Raw genomic sequence first — 15,116 nt, 5'->3', positions numbered from 1 at the left:
ACCACCTTTAGAGATGGGAGTTTTCTGTAACTAACGTTACAAAAAAATTTGTAGCTGACGCTTTACTTTAGCTACAGAAAATATTGCTGAATGAAGATTAATGTTCTAAATTTACTATAACTTTATATTTTTATAAGGTCAATACTTGATAAATACCCAAATGTAGGTAGTTTAGTTTCCTTTTTGTAGTATAAATAGAGGAGGAATTTCTTTTTTATAAAATTTCAAAACTGCTTTTAACATTTACTCTTTTTCTCTGAATAGATTGACAATTTCTGAAGTTTGGCATAGAATAAGTCTAACTTTTTTTGTTCGATACAAGGTAGTTGGTCTCGGGAGCGAGGTCAGCCTTAGAACAGATGAGCTGAGTTTAGATGAGAATAGCTGAGAAATTGTTGAATAAGAGTAGTAACATAAGTATGCAATTTAGAGAGTCAGTGGATGGTGCAAACTGATTTGTAGCTTATGTGAATGGACTTATGAGAGTCGTTAATTATAATAGTTATAATAGCGAACGGATTCCCCCACGTTAAAGGGGGTGCTTTGACTTAGATAAATCTTTTGTTATTAATTCAAAAGGTGCGTCAATTTAGCTGACGAACTAAGGCTGAGCACATAAGGGAGAGCAAATACGCTCTAATATGAGGTGGCAACGCGGTCATGATCGTCCTCTGCAATTAGGAATAATCCTTTTTGCAGGGGATTTTTTTGTTGTTTTTTTCTGGAGGGGAATGAATGCTTTCGCTTTCGCACAGAAAACATTTGTCGCTACCGCTACGTTGCACTACGCTTTCGCACAGAAAACATTTGTCGCTGCCGCTACGTTGCACTACGCTTTCGCACAGAAAACATTTGTTGCTGCCGCTACGTTGCACTACGCTTTCGCACAGAAAACATTTGTCGCCCGACGTCTCCAGGAAAGTTTCCAGTCGGAACGGAAATCAACCCTACGCTATGATAATGATCCTTTTTTCAACAAGAACCGATTCAGCAGCTAAATATTTATAAGTTAAACGGTAGTGAATTTTTAGGAAAAGGAGTTTGGTAAGTATGCTATCGATGAGTTCAAGAACAAAAATGAAAACCATTAATGCTGATTCTTTAACACCGATTTTAATTTTTAGACGCTTACAAGGAAATCATAAATTTTTGCTTGAGAGTTCAGCACAGCATGAGGGAGCAGGACGTTTTTCTTTTATCGGTGCTAATCCTAGAAAAACGTATAAAGGCTTTGGCGATGAGATTCAGGAATATTCATATAAGACCGGTAACACATATACACATAAGGGTGACATGTTTGTTTTATTAAAAAAATTAATGCCACGCATTTCCAATACGACACAATTCCCGTTTTCAGGTGGTGCTGTTGGTTATGTTGGTCAAGGTGCCAAAACGATATTATCGACTGCTCAGGATAAAGTGCAACTACCAGATGTGCATTTCCATGTGTATGAGACAGTCATTGTGTTTGATCATGTAACAGATGAGGTTACTTTGATTCATACAAATATTGATGCAGAAAAAAAAGAACCAAATTTAGAAGAGTTAGCAGAGCAACTTCTAAAAGGCAGAGAGGATGAGGATACAACTTGTAATTATGAACTTTTTGAATCGACTACGAATGAACAATTTGCAGATTCTCTTACATCTATCAAAGCTACTTTAGATGATGATAATACAAGAGTCGTTTTATCAAAGTGTTTTTTAGCAAATTTACAAGGAGATGCTTTCGCTTTATATCGTCAATTGCGTAAAAAACATCCTGCTCCTTATATGTATTATGTAGAGCTTGAGGATCATGTTGTATTAGGAACATCTCCAGAAAGCCTAATTAGAGTGAAAGGTGAACGTGTGATTGCGACACCAACAGAGGGGACATTGCCTAGGGGTTCCACAAAAGGTGAAGATTTAGAACATGAACGAAAGCTCTATGAAAACACAAATATAAGGAAGTCACATGCTGTACTCGTTTCTGCCGTGCAACAAGAGCTACAGTCTGTATGTTTCCGAGATTCCATTCAAGTCATTGAGGCCATGAGAATTGAGCGTTCAAAGCATGCATTACACATGACATCGAGAGTCGAGGGTCGAATATTGCCGATGCTTCATGCACTGGATGTATTAGCTGCGATGTTACCACCCTTTGCATCAACAAGTATTCCAAAGGATCAGGCGAAGGACTATTTAGAAAAATCTAGTCAAACTTCTAGGATATTTGGAGGAGCTCTTGGATTTATTGGTTTTAACGGTCATCTTGATTTTGCATTAACAGGAAAATCCATTGTGATAGAAAATGAAACGATGCATATGCAATCAACTTTAACAGTGACTAAATATACAAATGTTAAAGAAGTTTTAAAACAAGTAGAAGAGGACGAACTGGGATTTTTACAGTTACTCGAAAAAGAAGGAGGTCAACATTAGTGGAAGATATTCGTCAAAAAGTACAACAACGAGAGCATTTAATGTATGAGGAAATGCTACAGGCAGCAAAATGGATGTTCCAAGATGATACACCGAAGGGAGAAATCGCAAGCTTTTTAACGGCATTATCTATCAAAGGTGAAACAGCACATGAAGTTGCAGCGTTAGCTACCATTATGCGTTCGTTTGCACTAGACGTACCGGCAAAAGAAGGTGTCTATATGGATACTTGCGGAACTGGTGGCGATGGTCTTAATACATTTAATATAAGTACAACTTGCGCCTTTGTATTAGCAGGAGCAGGTGTCAAAATGGCGAAGCATGGCAATCGCAAAATTTCTTCAGCATCAGGAAGCTCTGATGTTTTAGAAGCACTCGGTATTCATACGAATATATCCATTGAGCAAACTGTTGAACTGCTAGAGAAAGAAGGAATAGCCTTTTTATATGCTCCGAATGTGCATCCGAAATTAAAGAGAATTGGCGAGGTGCGTCGGGCACTAGGAAAGCCAACTATTTTTAATCTTGTCGGTCCACTTACGAACCCAGTGCCTTTATTGACGCAATTTACAGGCATTAGTCGTCCTAATTTTGTCATGGAGTATGCATCCGTATTACAAATGCTCGGACGTGAACGTGCAATGGTCGTTTCTGGGCCATTAGGTTTAGATGAGGCGTCATTAGCTGGTCAAAATACTTTTGTCTTAGTAGATAAAGGAGACTTAATTCCTTTTTCTTTAACTCCAGAGGATGCAGGTCTTAGCTATGCACCAATAGAGGCTATTCGTGGAGGCAATGCAGATGAAAATGCCGCTATTATGCGTAAATTATTAGCTGGTAAACAAAGTGCTTACTTTGACACAGTTTTATTGAATGCTGGTATTGGATTGTTCAGTTATGGAATTGCTGAAACCGTTAAAGAAGGTGTTGAAATGGCGAAGGATAGTATTTTTAGCGGGCGTGCCCTTCAAAAATTAGAGGCAGTCGTTGCTTATAGTGAGCATATTAAAGAAGTGGAGGTCCGACAATGAATATCTTAAACAAAATTCTCGAACAAAAAAAGATTGAAGTTAGGGCTTTACTTGAACAGCCCGACCCATTAGCAAATTTTACAGAAAAGTTGCGTCCATCATTATTTGAGCGATTGCAAAAAGCTGAAACATTACAGGTTATTTCTGAAATGAAGCGTGCTTCCCCTTCAAAGGGACTAATTGCAGAAGGGGCAGATCCAGTGGCACAAGCAATAACTTATGCAGATGCTGGAGCAGCAGCCATTTCCGTTTTAACAGATAAAAAGTTTTTTAAAGGCTCCTTTGATGATTTAGCAGCAGTTGCAAATGCTGTTCAGACGCCACTTCTTTGTAAGGATTTTATGATTGATCGCGTACAAATTCGATTTGCAAAGGCATCAGGTGCATCAATTATTTTACTAATTGTGGCCGCATTAACAGATGAGGCATTGCGTGATCTGTTTAGTTATGCAACTGGCTTAAATTTAGAGGTATTAGTTGAGGTGCATGATCTTGAGGAGCTTGAGCGTGCTATTACGGTTGGTGCCAAGCTGATTGGCGTTAATAACCGCGACTTACGTACCTTTGAGGTGAGCTTAGAACGTACACGTGAAATTGCAGAAGCTTTTCCGTTTGATGAAGAGAAAGTATTAATAAGTGAAAGTGGGATTTGGACACAAGAAGACGCTAAAACAGTGACTTCCATGGGAGCTAGTGGCGTTCTTGTAGGTGAGTCATTAATGCGCAGTGGTGATGCAGGTTCTGCTCTAAAAAGTTTACAGGTCAATAAGGTGGAGGCATCTGTATGACGAAGGTGAAAATTTGTGGACTGAAGGAACAACAGCATGTGCAGGCAGCAGTAGAGGCAGGAGCGGATGCAATTGGTTTTGTCTTTGCACCAAGTAAACGACGAGTGACGGTTGAACAGGCACAGCAATTAGCCAAACACGTGCCAGATGGCGTTTTAAAAATCGGTGTTTTTGTTAATCCAAGCGCAGAGGAATTACGCACAGCAGTAGAAGAAGTGCCATTAGATTATGTGCAATACCACGGGGGAGAATCTCCGGAGTTTATTCGTCAGCAAGGTTATCCGGCCATTAAAGCTTTGTCCGTAAGAGGTGCAGGAGATGTTCAGATGGCTACTAACTATGATGTAGAATACTACTTATTTGATGCACCAGGCACAGATTTTAAAGGTGGTAGTGGTCACAAGTTTGATTGGACCCTACTAGAAATGGTAGGGATTCCTAGAGAAAAGTTAATTTTAGCAGGCGGATTGCAAGCTGAAAATATTGAAGAAGCAGTATTACTTGTGTCGCCACTTATGGTAGATGTATCGAGTGGTGTGGAGACAGACGGTGTAAAAGATATAGCAAAAATAAATGCATTTATACAGGCAGTGAAGAAGGGGAGAGCATAATGGCGAATTCAATTGCAAATAGCGTACCGACAAAGGAAGGACGTTATGGAAAATTTGGTGGACAATTTGTTCCGGAAACATTAATGACAGCTTTGTTGGAATTAGAGACGGCCTATGATGAGGCAATGAATGATCAAACATTTACTGAGGAACTGGCCTATTATTTACAACAATACGTTGGCCGTGAGACGCCGCTGTACTACGCAGAAAATTTAACAAAAAAGCTAGGCGGTGCGAAAATTTATTTAAAACGTGAAGATTTAAATCACACTGGGGCCCATAAAATTAATAATGCAATTGGTCAAGCACTCCTTGCAAAACGAATGGGTAAAAAGAAAATAGTGGCCGAAACAGGTGCAGGACAGCATGGAGTGGCCACGGCAACTGCATGCGCATTATTGAATCTTGAATGTGTTGTATTTATGGGTGCAGAGGATATAAAACGCCAACAGTTGAATGTGTTTCGCATGGAGTTACTCGGTACAAAAGTGGAGTCTGTAGAAACTGGTTCAAAAACTTTGAAGGATGCTGTCAATGCAGCACTGCGCTACTGGGTGACAAATGTTGAAGATACTCATTATATTTTAGGCTCAGCTTTAGGGCCACATCCATTCCCGAAAATCGTAAGAGATTTCCAGCGTGTAATTGGTGTTGAAACTAGAGAGCAGATTTTAGCTAAGGAAGGATGTTTACCAGATGCAGTCGTTGCTTGTATAGGTGGTGGTAGTAATGCAATCGGTATGTTCCATCCTTTTGTCGACGATGAAACAGTAGCGCTATACGGAGTAGAAGCAGCAGGAAGTGGCATTGAGACAGGAAAGCATGCAGCAGCAATTGCCGGTGGACAGCTAGGAGTTTTACACGGTGCATACATGTATTTATTACAAGATGAAAATGGTTTTGTACAAGAGGCGCATTCTATTTCAGCCGGTCTAGATTATCCAGGGAAGGGTCCGGAGCATTGTTATTTACATGATATTGGGCGTGTTAAATTTGATGCGATTACTGATAGTGAAGCACTTGGAGGCATGCAGTTACTAAGTAGAACAGAAGGTATACTTCCTGCACTAGAAAGCTCTCATGCCATTGCTTATACAGCAAAACTCGCGAAGACAATGTCTATAGATGACATCATTGTTGTGTGCTTATCAGGCCGAGGAGATAAGGATGTCCATACTGTTCGTAAAGCATTAGGAGGAGACGCGTAATGACAACACTACAGCAGGCAATTGAAGAAACGAAAATCGCTGGGAATAAAGCATTTGTACCATATATAATGGCGGGCGATGGGGGTCTGGAAACGTTGAAGCCAACGATTTTGATGTTACAGCAAATTGGTGTAACGGCAATTGAAGTTGGTATACCTTTCACGGATCCTGTAGCGGATGGGCCGACGATAGAACAAGCAGGTGAACGGGCTTTAGCAGAAGGTGTGACATTACGTAAAGTGCTAGAAACATTAGCTTCATTTAAAGAAGAAATTCAAATTCCGTTAGTTGTTATGACCTATTTTAATCCTGTGTTAGCTTTTGGGTTAGAGGCTTTTGCGAAGGCTTGTGTGGCAGGGGGCGTTAAAGGATTAATCGTTCCTGATGTGCCACTTGAGGAAAGTGAAATCTTACGTGACACATTAAATCCTCATGGTATCGACATCGTCCAGCTAGTATCGTTAACAAGTCCTCCTGCGCGAATTGCACGTATCGCGGCTGCCAGTCAAGGCTTTGTCTATGCTGTAACAGTCAATGGAATCACAGGGGCTCGAGCAAGCTTTGCTAATGATTTACATGGTCATTTTGCTCGCTTACGCGAAGCAAGCAATATACCGGTACTAGCTGGCTTTGGAATTTCAACTCCCGAGCAGGTGGTAAGCATGGGGGCACTTAGTGATGGTGTAATCGTTGGCAGTGCGATCGTGACAGCATTGAATGAAGGTAATTTGGAGAAGATTGAGGCATTAGTGTCTGCTTCAACTTCTTTCAGCGGGTGTCCAAACATCCGCTGAAAGAAATATAAGCCTCCGGCGGATGTCACGGAATCGGAATGGAATTAATAAAGGATGTTAGCCTAAAATCATCGCATCCATGCGATAACGGCTAACTGACCTGCATCGGTAAAAGCGCCACGTCCTGTGGCATTACCGAAATGACCGACATCGTGTCGGCCCTCACGCAGGCCTAAGCACAAAGTCGATTCTGGACGCAATTATGCCGAGGTATAATTGATAAGGTGTGTTTCAGAAGTCTACTCTTTAACGGAGTAGGCTTTTTTCTTTTGAGAATGGTATCCAAGGCTTTGAAGTTTCTATCCACGAATCCGGCTCCTCTATCCGTCGCTCTGACTTCTATCCTTCAGTTTAGCAAAACCGACGGATTGAGTTGACAAAAAACTATCATTCTGGTGAATAGTGCGGATAGGCTAGATTTTCGGTATAATAGCTTTCGTGAGGAAGTGAAAAGATGATCCTATCGAAAAAGAGATGGCAGGTAGAGCGCCCAGACGCTAAGCTTGTCCAAACATTACAAAATGAACTACAACTTTCTGCGATTGCAGCGAAAATTTTAGCAGCACGAGGCTGCGAAACAACAGCTGACGCAGAGAGCTTATTAAATATGACAGAAGCAAGTATTCATGACCCGTTTTTAATGCATGGAATGGCAGAAGCTGTAGCGCGTATTGAGCAATCGCTTGAAAACGGAGAGAAAATCCTTGTATTTGGCGATTACGACGCGGATGGTGTCTCAAGCACGACAGTAATGCTGAATGTGTTGCTTGATCTCGGTGCCGATGTATCGTTTAAAATACCGAATCGTTTTATTCACGGCTATGGACCGAATGAGGCGCTATTTCGTGAAGCACATGAAGAGGGTGTTCAGCTAATTATAACAGTTGATAATGGTATTTCAGGCATGGAACCGATTCGTGTCGCAAAGGAACTAGGTATGGATGTTATCGTTACAGATCACCATGAACCAGGCGATGAATTACCACCTGCAGATATTATTTTACATCCTCGTATACCAGAAGGGCATTATCCATTTGGCGAGCTTGCAGGTGTGGGTGTAGCCTTTAAGTTAGCACATGCTCTATATGGAGAACTACCAACGCATTTAATTGAATATGTCGCTGTTGGAACAGTAGCGGATTTAGTACCTTTAGTTGATGAAAACCGCTACCTAGTAAAAAGAGGAATAGAAGAAATGCGCCGTTCACTCAGCCCTTGGGTACAAGCATTGTGTGAAGTAGCCAGTGCAGAGCAAGCTAAAATTAACGAAGAAACAATCGGTTTTTACTTTGGTCCGCGCTTAAATGCAGTTGGTCGTTTAGGAGAAGCGGCGCCAGGTGTTGAGCTATTAATGGCTGAAGATAATACTAAGGCAATAGCATTAGCGAAACAGCTTAATACGTGTAATAGCGAACGCAAAGATATTGTAAAAAGTATTACAGATGAGGCGATTGCTCTCATTGAATCAGATAAAAAGGTCGGGGAGTCACTCGTTTTAGTTATTGCTGGAGAAGGCTGGAATGCTGGAGTAGTAGGAATTGTCGCATCTCGTCTTGTAGAGCTTTATTATCGTCCAACAATTGTACTGTCACTAGACTATGAAAAAGGAACAGCTAAAGGCTCAGCTCGTAGTATTGAAGGCTTCCATTTATATAATGAATTAGCGAAGAATCGAGATATATTACCCCATTTTGGTGGGCACCCTATGGCAGCGGGGATGACATTATCTATTGAGCATGTTGATGAATTAAGATCACGCTTAGATGCTCAAGCAAAAGCATGTTTATCAGAAGAACAATTGACACCTGTACTCAATATTGATATACCACTAAAAATGGATGAAATTTCAGCAGATGCCATTGAAGAGATTTCAACGCTTGGTCCATATGGTACGGATTTTCCGAAGCCTGTTTATGTGCTCGAAGATGTGGAGATAGCCTCCATGCGGAAAATTGGAGCAGCAGAAAATCATATAAAAATGGAATTGACGGATGGCTATGAAAAATTGGATAGTGTCGGATTCAATAAAGGACATTTACACGACGAACTAACCTATGGAATAAAAGTATCATTTACAGGGGATTTACAAATTAACGAATGGCAAGGACGTAAAAAAGCACAATTTATGATAGAGGATGTCCAAACGACTGAATGGCAATTATTTGATATTCGTGGTATTCGCCAAACATCCCGCTGGTTAAATACGGTTCCAAAAGAGGAGGCAACATTTATAGCCTTCCGTTCAGAGACGATTACCTATTACCAGTCGCTAATTGGTGTACCAATTCTAGCAGTGGATCCTACGCTTTCGAATGTAGAACAAAGCAATTATATCGTGCTACTGGATTTGCCACAAAATGTTCAAATGTTAGAAAATGTCTTACGGAAAACAGCGCCTTCCCGTATATATGCACATTTTTACATGCCTGATTCTCAGTATTTCAATGGATTGCCTACACGTGAGCAATTCTCCTGGTATTATAAGTTTTTAAAAAATCGCCCTGCTTTCCCATTAAATATGCATCTGGCTGAATTAGCTAAGCATACAGGGTGGCCTTTAGATGCATTAAAATTTATGACACAGGTGTTTTTTGAACTTGATTTTGTTAAAATGGAGAATGGACTGACGACTGTCAACGTGAATGCACCAAAACAGGCACTTGCAGAGGCACCGTCTTACAAACAACGTTCAGAACAGATTGAAATGGAGCAAAAGCTTGTATATGCCCCTTATATAGAATTAAAACAATGGTTTGATGAACGATTAAATTAATATACGAAAAAGTTTCGTAGGAGGAACAATAACATGGATTTAAAGCAATACGTAACAACGGTTGAAAACTGGCCGAAAGAGGGCATTAGCTTCAAAGATATTACAACAATTATGGATAACGGTCCTGCATACAAATATGCAACAGATCAAATCGTAAGTTACGCAAAAGAATTAGGTGCAGAAATTGTGGTAGGTCCTGAGGCTCGAGGCTTCATTATCGGATGTCCAGTTGCTTATGCACTTGAAATTGGTTTTGCGCCTGTTCGTAAACCAGGAAAATTACCACGTGAAGTGATAAGTGCTGACTACGGTCTTGAATACGGTAAAGATACGCTAACAATGCACAAAGATGCGATTAAACCAGGTCAAAAAGTATTAATCTGTGATGATTTACTTGCGACAGGTGGTACAGTTGAAGCAACTGTACGTTTAATTGAAGAATTAGGTGGTCAAGTTGTTGGCTGTGCATTCCTTATCGAGTTAACAGAGCTAAACGGACGTGCAAAACTTGGCGACATTAACATAAAAACACTTATTGAATATTAATAACTATTGGATACTTGCTAAACGAATTAGTTGATTGTTGTGGAGATTGAACACCTCTCAGGAAAGTGCTCAGATGGAACAGAAATATACCCTTCGTTTTCAGGAGAGCCATAATTTATTTAATCTGGCACCTTAAAGTCATCGGCATAAAGTACTTCAATAATATGAAAGCGTCACATTTTGGTGGCGTTTTTTTATTTATATAGAGATTAATCGATATAGTAAGGTATTAGTAACAATTTAAATTCTAAAGTAAGGGAGAGTTAGCTTTGTCATATTATGTAATTGATGCTTTTACAGAAACAAAATTTGGCGGTAATCCAGCAGGTGTAGTGATCCATGAAAATTTAGACGAAGAGTTTATGCAGAAATTTGCTACAGAAGTTCGTTTTTCAGAAACAGCATTTATTAAAAAAATAGACAATGAAAATTTTGACATAAAGTTTTTTACACCTACTGCACAGGTTGAACTTTGCGGACATGCTACTATTGCATCCTTCAAGGCATTATTAGACAGTTGTGCTATTGAAGATAATAATACATATTTTATGAAAACACTCGCCGGCACACTTGCTGTTGAAGTGAACCAATCATTTATAATAATGGAGCAAGCTGAACCTCAGTTAGGGAAAATATTTGATGATTATGATATTTTGTCTGACCTTTTCAAAATTGATAAAAGTCAAATAGGAGATATAAATTTCAATTTAGTGCCTCAAGCTGCAAGTACTGGTCTTTGGGATATAATGCTTCCAATAAAAACAAAGGATGATTTATATGCCTTAAATCCTGATTTTAAAGCACTAGCTGAATATACAAAAATTAATAAAGTGGGGGGCGTTCATGCATTTACACTCGACACAAAAGCAGGGATAGCGGAGAGTAGAAACTTTTGCCCACTCTACGGTATTGATGAGGAAGCCGCAACAGGTACTTCAAATGGGGCGTTAACCTATTATCTTTTTCATAACCATATACTAAATGAATTTAATAAAGAGTTCTCATTTCTACAAGGGTATAGTATGGGGAGACCTTCTAACATCATGACAAAATTAATAAATAAAAATAATCCGAGAGTTATGGTAGGCGGGAAAGCAATTATCTTGTCAAAAGGGGAACTATGCTAGGGTGACTTCTTACCATATAACCAAACAGAATGGATATATAATAGCAACGCGAGTGAAGCGGCTCATCGGACGCCCCCAGGAAAGCGCTCAGTCGGAACGGAAATCAACTCTCGTTTTGCCGAAGAGCCATACTTACTTAATTTCATTGGCATAAAAGCTCTTGAACGACTTTAAGAATCCATTTTGATCAATCATTTTCAAAATGGATTCTTTTGTTTAGGTCCGTTTATTTATTCTTCATCATAAGATTGAATTATTTTTTGCATAGTTTTCAATGTTTCATAAAAATCGTTGTATTTTTCTAAGCCGATATCGTTGATAATTCTTTCTTGAATATCTTGCCAAATTGGAGCAGCCTCCTTTAATTTTTCAGCCCCTTTATCAGTTAGTGTAATGACCTTTGTTCGAGCGTCTTGCGGATCTCTATTTAAATCCACATAGCCATTTTGCTTTAACAAATTAATATTGCGTGTAATGGTTGTTTGATCGAGCAGCAAAATTTCTCCTAGTCGACTTATGGAAACTGTTTGTTGATGATCGATATTTGCTAGCATTGAATATTGTGTAACTTTTAAGCCAGTGGGCTGAAGTAATTTATCGTACAATTGTGTCACGACTCTAGTTTTTTTTCGAAGGTTTGCACATACACATATTTGTGTGTAGTCTATATTCTTCATTGCTCCGTACTCCTTTTCTATTTATTATATTAAGCTGGAAAATGTTTCTTGACAGTGATAAAAGCGATTACTAATATTATATATGTATATACATGTATTTTAAAAGGTATTCACTCTATTAATATATGCATATACATGTATGTTGTTCTGTAATCTTTCTCATTAAAGAGTTCTTAAAAAATTTTCCGAGAAATGAAGGTGTTACGATGAAGCGTATTCATTACAGTTGGTTTATTTTAGTCATAACATTTTTTTCAATTATTGTTGCAGGGATTACAATGTCATCATCAGGGGTATTTATAGGCTCCTTTGAAAAAGAATTTAATTGGGATCGATCTTTAATTGCTTTAGCTTTTGCAGTTAGTCTATTTTTATATGGGTTTTCAGGTCCATTTATGGCAGCATTACTAGAAATAGCCGGTTTAAAGAAAATGATGCTAGGTGCGATGGCTACATTATTCATTGGCATGACGCTAACGCTTTTCATGACTCAAGCATGGCATTTAATCATTATATGGGGAGGCATTATTGGCTTAGGAGCGAGTCTCTTTTTAACTGTGTTAAGTCCTTATGTCGCTAATCATTGGTTTGTGAAAAGCAGAGGATTGGCCGTAGGGATTTTAACGGCGAGTACAGCAACAGGGCAGTTAATTCTCCTGCCATTATTGGCCATTATTATTGAGCATTATTCTTGGAGATGGGCGATTGGGTTGATTCTCATCTTAAGTGCTATTATGTTCATCACTATTTTTATGTTTATCAAAAATAAGCCACAGGATATTGGGATGCTTCCTTATGGAATGGAAGAAAATCTGGAAATACATCAAGAGAAATATAAGAAAAATCCGATTAGTATTGCCTTTAACGGCTTATTTGAAGCTATAAAGGTGAAAGAGTTTTGGTTATTAGCGGGGAGTTTTTTTATTTGTGGACTTTCAACTAGTGGGTTAGTTGGTACTCATTTTGTTTCTTACTGTATTAGCCTTGGCGTTCCTTTAGTAACCGCTGCATCCTTCCTTTCATTTATGGGAGTATTTAATCTCCTTGGTACGACTTTATCAGGATGGTTGTCTGATCGTTTTGATAATCGATGGTTATTGTTTTGGTATTACCTTTTAAGAGGTACGTCACTACTTATACTCCCATATGCATTAATGCAAGGCTCGCTCACTCTATTGACAATCTTTACAATATTTTATGGATTAGATTGGATTGCCACAGTGCCTCCAACGATTAGTATTTCTAGACAAATTTTTGGTACAAATAAAAGCAGTATTATTTATGGGTGGATTTTCGCATCTCATCAGGCAGGAGCTGCAGTTGCTGCTTATGGTGGTGGCCTCATCTATCAGTTTTTCAATTCATATACTTGGGCTTTCTTCCTTGCAGGAATTTTTTGTGCGTTGGCAAGTTTATTTGTCATCATCGTAAAAAAACAAACACCTCATCAAGCTAATACTTGATAATTGGCTACTCGATTTTCCTTTGGGCGCAATTCTAGCTTTCGTCGGTTCTCGAAATTTTATTAGCGATCGGTATTTAGCAGCATCGAGCCACCGTTCCTCCGATTTGTTTCCGTTGTCGTTTCGCTTTCGACAAAAAACATTTGTTGCTGGAGTTTCATTTTATCATGATAAATTAGAGTGACATGCCAGAAAATGCATACTAAGTGAAATGGTTGATTGGAGTGGAGGCTGGGCGACTCCTCGGGGATCAGTGAAAAAAAGGAACGAAGGCTAAAACCATCACATCCTGTGATAACGCCTTCGTGACCAACATCGTGTTGGCCCGAGACCCTGCAGCGGAGCGAAGCGGCTCATCGGACGCCCACAGGAAAGCGCCCAGCCGGAACGGAAATCAACCCCACGTTATGCTGAAAAGCCATACTTTATTTAGTAAAGCATCAAATTTCATTGAATCAATAGTTATAACAACATGTAGTTGAAGCAAATATTATATCGGCTTCAACTTTTTCTTTAAAAATTTTTTGACATCAACCAAACAAAAGTTTATAATATAAACAAATATAACAAAAGGTGATGCTATGAATGAAAGAGAACAGGCGGTCCTTGCATTAATTCGCCAGAATCCGTTTATGTCTCAGCAAGAGATGGCGGATAAGATGAATTTGTCTCGACCAGTCCTTGCTAATTTAGTGTCGAGCTTAACGAAGCAGGGGAAAATTGTCGGTCGTGCTTATATTTTGCCCGAGGAAAATGAAATCATTTGTATCGGTGGAGCAAATCTTGATCGAAAATTTCATGTAAAGGGGAATGTACAGTTTGGTACATCCAATCCTGCTAGCTCTTCATTTAGTGTAGGTGGTGTTGGCCGAAACATTGCTGAAAATTTAGGTAGATTAAATCATCAGGTAACATTGCTGACTACTGCAGGTAAAGATGCTGATTGGCAAGTGATCCAAGAAGCTTCAGAGCCATTTATGAATTTACGTTATGTGGAGCAGCTACCTGACGCTTCGACTGGTTCCTATACTGCAATTATGGATGAGCAAGGTGAGTTAGCACTAGCGGTAGCAAATATGGAAGTATATGATCTTTTATTGCCAAGTTTGCTAAAAAAACATGAGGCAATGCTGATGAATGCAGGATGCTTTATTATGGACTTAAACTGTCCAAAGGAAACTGTTGCTTACATACAGCAGGTTGCAATTGCACGTGATATTCCATTTGTCATCGTACCGGTATCTTCGCCAAAAATGAATCGATTACCGGATACGTTACAAGGTGTAACATGGTTTATTTGTAACACAGATGAAGCTGAGACAATTGTAGGTCATAAAATCGAAAACTCAGCACACTACGAAAAGGCTTTGCAGGAAATTCTTAAATTAGGTGCTGAGCATGTAATTATTACAGCGGGTAGCAAGGGTGTGTATGCAGCTTCCACAACAACGAAGCCAAGTCATTTCGCAGCTAAAGCTATAGAAAAAATTGAAGATGTAACAGGTGCCGGAGACGCATTTGTAAGTGCTGTAATTCATAGTTGGCTAACTGGGCAATCCTTTGCAACATGTATTGATGCAGGCTTAACGAATGCCAAAAATACGCTTGCATCCCCATATACAGTAAGACCTGAGCTATCAGTTGATTTGTTAAAAAGTGAAATGGAGGAATAAC

13 protein-coding genes and 1 other annotated feature are annotated in these 15,116 nt (G+C 39.3%); of the genes, 12 read left to right on the top strand and 1 reads right to left on the bottom strand.

Annotated features, from left to right (window positions below; translation table 11 throughout):
- Positions 1–386: 386 nt before the first annotated feature.
- Positions 387–675 (top strand) — a binding site (T-box leader).
- 56 nt (positions 676–731) lie between these two features.
- From ACQKNC_RS02775 to ACQKNC_RS02730, 10 genes are all read left to right on the top strand, one after another.
- Positions 732–998, top strand: a complete 267-nt coding sequence (locus tag ACQKNC_RS02775) for a hypothetical protein (RefSeq protein WP_427423350.1) — start codon at positions 732–734, stop codon at positions 996–998.
- 52 nt (positions 999–1,050) lie between these two features.
- Positions 1,051–2,424, top strand: coding sequence for a chorismate-binding protein (locus ACQKNC_RS02770; protein ID WP_427423349.1), 1,374 nt, complete (start codon positions 1,051–1,053; stop codon positions 2,422–2,424).
- Positions 2,424–3,455, top strand: coding sequence for an anthranilate phosphoribosyltransferase (gene trpD, locus ACQKNC_RS02765; protein WP_427423348.1), 1,032 nt, complete (start codon positions 2,424–2,426; stop codon positions 3,453–3,455). Before ACQKNC_RS02770 ends, trpD begins: the two co-directional genes overlap by 1 nt.
- Positions 3,452–4,243, top strand: coding sequence for an indole-3-glycerol phosphate synthase TrpC (trpC, locus tag ACQKNC_RS02760; RefSeq protein ID WP_427423347.1), 792 nt, complete (start codon positions 3,452–3,454; stop codon positions 4,241–4,243). The genes trpD and trpC overlap by 4 nt, the downstream gene beginning before the upstream one ends.
- Positions 4,240–4,854 (top strand): phosphoribosylanthranilate isomerase, encoded by a 615-nt coding sequence (locus tag ACQKNC_RS02755; RefSeq protein ID WP_427423346.1) that lies wholly within the window; start codon positions 4,240–4,242, stop codon positions 4,852–4,854. The genes trpC and ACQKNC_RS02755 overlap by 4 nt, the downstream gene beginning before the upstream one ends.
- Positions 4,854–6,062, top strand: a complete 1,209-nt coding sequence (gene trpB, locus ACQKNC_RS02750) for a tryptophan synthase subunit beta (RefSeq protein WP_427423345.1) — start codon at positions 4,854–4,856, stop codon at positions 6,060–6,062. Before ACQKNC_RS02755 ends, trpB begins: the two co-directional genes overlap by 1 nt.
- Positions 6,062–6,856, top strand: coding sequence for a tryptophan synthase subunit alpha (trpA, locus tag ACQKNC_RS02745; protein ID WP_427423344.1), 795 nt, complete (start codon positions 6,062–6,064; stop codon positions 6,854–6,856). Before trpB ends, trpA begins: the two co-directional genes overlap by 1 nt.
- A gap of 454 nt (positions 6,857–7,310) precedes the next feature.
- The gene (gene recJ, locus ACQKNC_RS02740; RefSeq protein ID WP_427423343.1) at positions 7,311–9,629 is read left to right on the top strand and encodes a single-stranded-DNA-specific exonuclease RecJ; all 2,319 of its coding nucleotides are present in this window, start codon (positions 7,311–7,313) and stop codon (positions 9,627–9,629) included.
- 33 nt (positions 9,630–9,662) lie between these two features.
- The gene (locus tag ACQKNC_RS02735; RefSeq protein ID WP_100546089.1) at positions 9,663–10,175 is read left to right on the top strand and encodes an adenine phosphoribosyltransferase; all 513 of its coding nucleotides are present in this window, start codon (positions 9,663–9,665) and stop codon (positions 10,173–10,175) included.
- Positions 10,176–10,444: 269 nt separating this feature from the next.
- Positions 10,445–11,302, top strand: a complete 858-nt coding sequence (locus ACQKNC_RS02730; protein WP_427423342.1) for a PhzF family phenazine biosynthesis protein — start codon at positions 10,445–10,447, stop codon at positions 11,300–11,302.
- Between the two features lie 230 nt (positions 11,303–11,532).
- On the opposite strand, the gene ACQKNC_RS02725 is transcribed toward ACQKNC_RS02730, so the two are convergent.
- A complete protein-coding gene (locus ACQKNC_RS02725) occupies positions 11,533–11,979 on the bottom strand; it encodes a MarR family winged helix-turn-helix transcriptional regulator (RefSeq protein WP_427423341.1) in 447 nt (148 codons plus the stop codon).
- Positions 11,980–12,185: 206 nt separating this feature from the next.
- Here ACQKNC_RS02725 and ACQKNC_RS02720 point away from each other — a divergent pair, with 206 nt between their 5' ends.
- Together ACQKNC_RS02720 and ACQKNC_RS02715 are read left to right on the top strand one after the other, a co-directional pair.
- The gene (locus tag ACQKNC_RS02720; protein WP_427423340.1) at positions 12,186–13,442 is read left to right on the top strand and encodes an MFS transporter; all 1,257 of its coding nucleotides are present in this window, start codon (positions 12,186–12,188) and stop codon (positions 13,440–13,442) included.
- 581 nt (positions 13,443–14,023) lie between these two features.
- A complete protein-coding gene (locus ACQKNC_RS02715) occupies positions 14,024–15,115 on the top strand; it encodes a carbohydrate kinase (protein ID WP_427423339.1) in 1,092 nt (363 codons plus the stop codon).
- The last annotated feature ends 1 nt before the right edge of the window (position 15,116 follow it).

This window comes from Lysinibacillus sp. NPDC094177 (assembly GCF_050279145.1).
In the GTDB taxonomy this organism is placed as follows: domain Bacteria; phylum Bacillota; class Bacilli; order Bacillales_A; family Planococcaceae; genus Lysinibacillus.
Note: the sequence above shows the minus strand (reverse complement) of the source record. Positions and strands in the feature narration are given on the sequence as shown.